Here is a 3,851-nt window from a genome sequence, read left to right on the forward strand (position 1 = left end):
CAGATACTATCTTAACCGAATCAGGGAAGTCCTGTCGCGTATCTTTAAAGTTTAGCGGCCAAGGAAAAAGTCATTTTTTGTCACCCAAAATCATGTCCTGAACTTGTTTCAGGATCATTCAGGGTCTTGAACTTGCTGAAATAATTAGATGCTGAAACAAGTGAGATCCTGAAACGAGTTCAGGATGACAAATGGTGCAGTTTACGACTTTTTACGAGATTGTCCAGTTTAGCAGTCAAGTAAAACGGAAGGTTTTTGATGATCTTCGAAAAAGGAAAGACTTAATGGGGGATCGGCTGCTACAAATCAGCCCTGATCCCGTGCGGCTTCTTTGATAATCTTGGAATCAATAATCCTTGCCTTTGAGATAAATCCTGTCATAAGGCTAATGTCGCAAATGTTATTTATCAGCCTTGGCAGCCCTTCTGAATAGCGGTATATCTCATCTACCGCCTGTCGCGTGATGATATTTCTGGTCAAACCGGCCTTTTTAAAACGAAACACCACATACCTCACTGTTTCATTATAACTAAGTGGATTCAAGTGATACCTTATTGCGACCCTCTGGTCTAATTGCTTCATATTTTTAATAATCGACCTCAACTCCGGCTGGCCAAGCAATATAATTGTTAACATAAATTTATCATTTAACTGAAAATTTAATAACAAACGTATCTCTTCAAAGGTTTTATCTGGTATTAAATGGGCTTCATCAAATATTAGCAAAGTAGCCGTACTGTTGCGAACATTTTCCAGTATTTTTTCATGTAACATGTTTAAATAATCCGACTTGTGAAAATTCTTATCCTTATCAAAATTAACACCAAGATTGTACAGAATCTCCCTTAAAAAATCCATGGGCTCGAGAACTGGATTTATAATCAATGCTACATCGAACTTTATATTGGAAAGCTGTTGTATCAAGACCCTGCTTAACGTTGTTTTTCCGCTGCCAATTTCCCCTGTAAGCAAAACCATACCCTTATTTTCTTTTACCACATAGAGAAACCGGGCCAGTGCTTCTTCGTGCTCTGGTGAATAGTACATAAAATTCGGATCTGGAACATTTTCAAAGGGAAATCTTTTAAGTCCCCAGTACTCTAAATACATTCCTGAACTCCTTCAACGGCCACATATATCTCAAAAATAGACATTGACCCTTCCAACCACAGTAGGACAGGCGTCCCGCCTGTCCATAATGGTGAATCGCTTAGACAGCCGAGACGGCTGTCCTACGGGATGGGGAGGACAGTCTTTATTTTCAATGTCTATTTCAGGGTATATCTCATTGACAAAGGTCTATTTTTTGCTACTGTACCAGATAAGATTTTGATGTCAAATGAAAAATACGGGAGGGATTTCGACAATGACAATTCATAAATCCATGGAAAATCTATATTTAGTAGATTTAGACCAACCTTTAGATGGGTTCCGAAATTTCATCAGCAGTTGGATATTCACCCCCGGTGATTTGACAATCTTAGTAGACCCCGGTCCTCGATCCTCTATTCCTGTTCTTGTAGATGCACTGAAAAAGCAGCAGGTAAAAAAAATCGACTACATTCTTTTAACTCATATTCATATTGACCATGCAGGGGGCACCGGACTGCTGTTGGAACATTATCCGGATGTTAAGATCAACTGTCATCCCAAAGGCATTCGCCACATGGTCGATCCCGGCAAATTGTGGGAAGGAACCCGGAAGATATTGGGTAACGTCGCAGAGGTATACGGAGAAATTGTACCGATACCCGAAGACAATATTTTTTACAAAGATTGTATCGAAGAAGGAGAGACAGTCATCAATGTATTACAAACACCAGGTCATGCACCCCATCATTTGTGTTATCAAGTTGATGACATCCTATTTGCAGGAGAAGTTGCAGGGGTTAACTACCCGCTAAAAAACGGCCTTTATCTTCGAATAGCAACACCACCAGTATTTAACTACGATATTTATCGAAACTCCATGGAAAAAGCTGCTGCTGCCGATATTTCACACATCTGTTTTGGTCACTATGGACGCAGGCAAGACATAGTAAATGTATTTGATACAGCATTTGATCAGTTAGACAATTGGCTCGCCACGGTAGAAAAGCATTATCGGGCCGGAAGTGAACCATTTGAAGAAGCCGTCTTCGAGGAACTACTGAAAAATAACCGGGGGATGGCTCATTATCACTCTCTTCCCGGTGACGTACAGGACCGGGAAAAACGTTTCTCCTTCAACAGTATCAGGGGCATGAGAGCCTATCTCGCAGAATGAAGTATGGAAAATTTCTTTACCCCAAAATAGACATTGAAAATAAAGTCTGTCTTCCCCATCCAGTAGGACAGCCGTCTCGGCTGTCCACGGCGATTCACCATTATGGACAGGCGAGACGCCTGTCCTACTGCGTTGGAAGGGTCAAAGTCTATTTTGGGGTCATTAAAAAAGCCCTTGACATAAAGAATTAGTTTTAATATGTATTTTACACTATATATTTTACTCCTCTTGATAACATAAAGTGATTGCATGCGGATCAAGAGGTATAGCAAAAGTTGGGTATGAACACAGACAATTTAAAGTGTAAAGGGTTGCCACCATGCTCTTCAGAGTTTTGGTGGCTTTCTGCTTTCTGTCATTGTGGTAATCCGACTTTGGAAAATTTTGAGAAAGGAGGATAAGCGATGCCAGAAGGTAAGGTAAAATGGTTTAATGAACGTAAAGGCTTCGGTTTCATCGAACAGGATGACGGCAGCGATGTGTTTGTTCATTTCAGTGCTATTGAAAGCAGTGGCTTCAAGACTTTGTATGAGGGCCAGCGCGTGAGCTTCGATGTCAAGCAGGGTGATAAGGGCCCGGCAGCGGAAAACGTGAAACTTCTGTAACATGTCGGGGGTCGTGCCTTAGCTTCCAAGGGGCGACCCCCCCCTAAAAGGCTGTCCGAGAATAGGTCTTTATGTCATTTCGACCAAAGGGCCTGCCCTGGCGCGACATCTTTGGGTAATTCTGCTGTCCATGCAAGCCAGGTCTGGGCCAGGGAGAAATCTAAAACCAACGTATTTTCAATACAATAAGATTTCTCGCTCCGCTCGAAATGACAACTTTGGTGCGTTTTCGGACAGACTCTAAGTTTTTTTGTTTTTCAGAAACTTATCTATCTCTTCAAGAACTTCCTCAACTGTTTCCACCCTTATTAAAATTCCTTCTTCCTCGATTTCAAATTCCGGGCAGTGGAGACCAACAACGGGGGTCCCGCTCTTCAGTGCAACGGCTATTTCAGAAAGGGTGCCTGAGCCACCGCTCAGTGCAACCATAAGATGCGGTGTCTTGGCATTGATTACATTTCTGGCATCAGACATGCCGGTATAGATAGGGATATCAACAAATTCATTGGGATATCCTTTAAGAGGGAACTTCCTCTCACTGGGGAGTATGGCAATCACTAAGCCTCCGGCTCGATGTGCCCCTTCGGAAGCTGCCTTCATCAGACCATCCCCCCCTCCCGTAAGGAGAACATGACCTTTTCTGGCAATTCCTTCTCCAAGGCGATAGGCATTTTTCATTGTGGCGGGATTCCCCTTGTGGCTTCCCATGATGCCGACAATAAAAGGTTTCCGGTTAACTAAAAGTTTTGACATCTTCTCTCCCTCCAGAGTCATAATCCCCCCTCAGTCTTTATTCTCAACAACTGCGTTTTTTGCGCAGATATTGGTACCAGTTCAAGCAGCAAGATTTAGTTAAGAGTGTAAAGTGAACTAAAGTGCCTAAAGTTAAAAAATGCGCTTTCAGCGCAGCCTGTTTCGAATTTGACCGCGCCGAAGGCGTGTACATTAACTTTAGCTCACTTTAGGCACTTCAAACTTTA

5 protein-coding genes are annotated in these 3,851 nt (G+C 42.4%); 3 read left to right on the forward strand and 2 right to left on the reverse strand.

Features of this window, described 5'->3' with window-relative positions:
* Positions 1-306: 306 nt before the first annotated feature.
* Positions 307-1,110, reverse strand: coding sequence for an AAA family ATPase (locus Q7J27_15245; GenBank protein ID MDO9530495.1), 804 nt, complete (start codon positions 1,108-1,110; stop codon positions 307-309).
* A 256-nt stretch (positions 1,111-1,366) separates the two neighbouring features.
* Between Q7J27_15245 and Q7J27_15250 the strand changes: the two genes are divergently transcribed.
* From Q7J27_15250 to Q7J27_15260, 3 genes are all read left to right on the forward strand, one after another.
* Positions 1,367-2,266, forward strand: coding sequence for an MBL fold metallo-hydrolase (locus Q7J27_15250; protein ID MDO9530496.1), 900 nt, complete (start codon positions 1,367-1,369; stop codon positions 2,264-2,266).
* A complete protein-coding gene (locus tag Q7J27_15255; GenBank protein ID MDO9530497.1) occupies positions 2,263-2,457 on the forward strand; it encodes a hypothetical protein in 195 nt (64 codons plus the stop codon). Before Q7J27_15250 ends, Q7J27_15255 begins: the two co-directional genes overlap by 4 nt.
* Before the next feature lie 213 nt (positions 2,458-2,670).
* Positions 2,671-2,871, forward strand: coding sequence for a cold-shock protein (locus tag Q7J27_15260; protein MDO9530498.1), 201 nt, complete (start codon positions 2,671-2,673; stop codon positions 2,869-2,871).
* Positions 2,872-3,111: 240 nt separating this feature from the next.
* On the opposite strand, the gene Q7J27_15265 is transcribed toward Q7J27_15260, so the two are convergent.
* Complete coding sequence (locus Q7J27_15265) at positions 3,112-3,645, reverse strand: TIGR00725 family protein (GenBank protein ID MDO9530499.1); 534 nt, start codon at positions 3,643-3,645, stop codon at positions 3,112-3,114.
* Positions 3,646-3,851 lie beyond the last annotated feature (206 nt).

Source organism: Syntrophales bacterium (assembly GCA_030655775.1).
GTDB lineage: Bacteria > Desulfobacterota > Syntrophia > Syntrophales > JADFWA01 > JAUSPI01.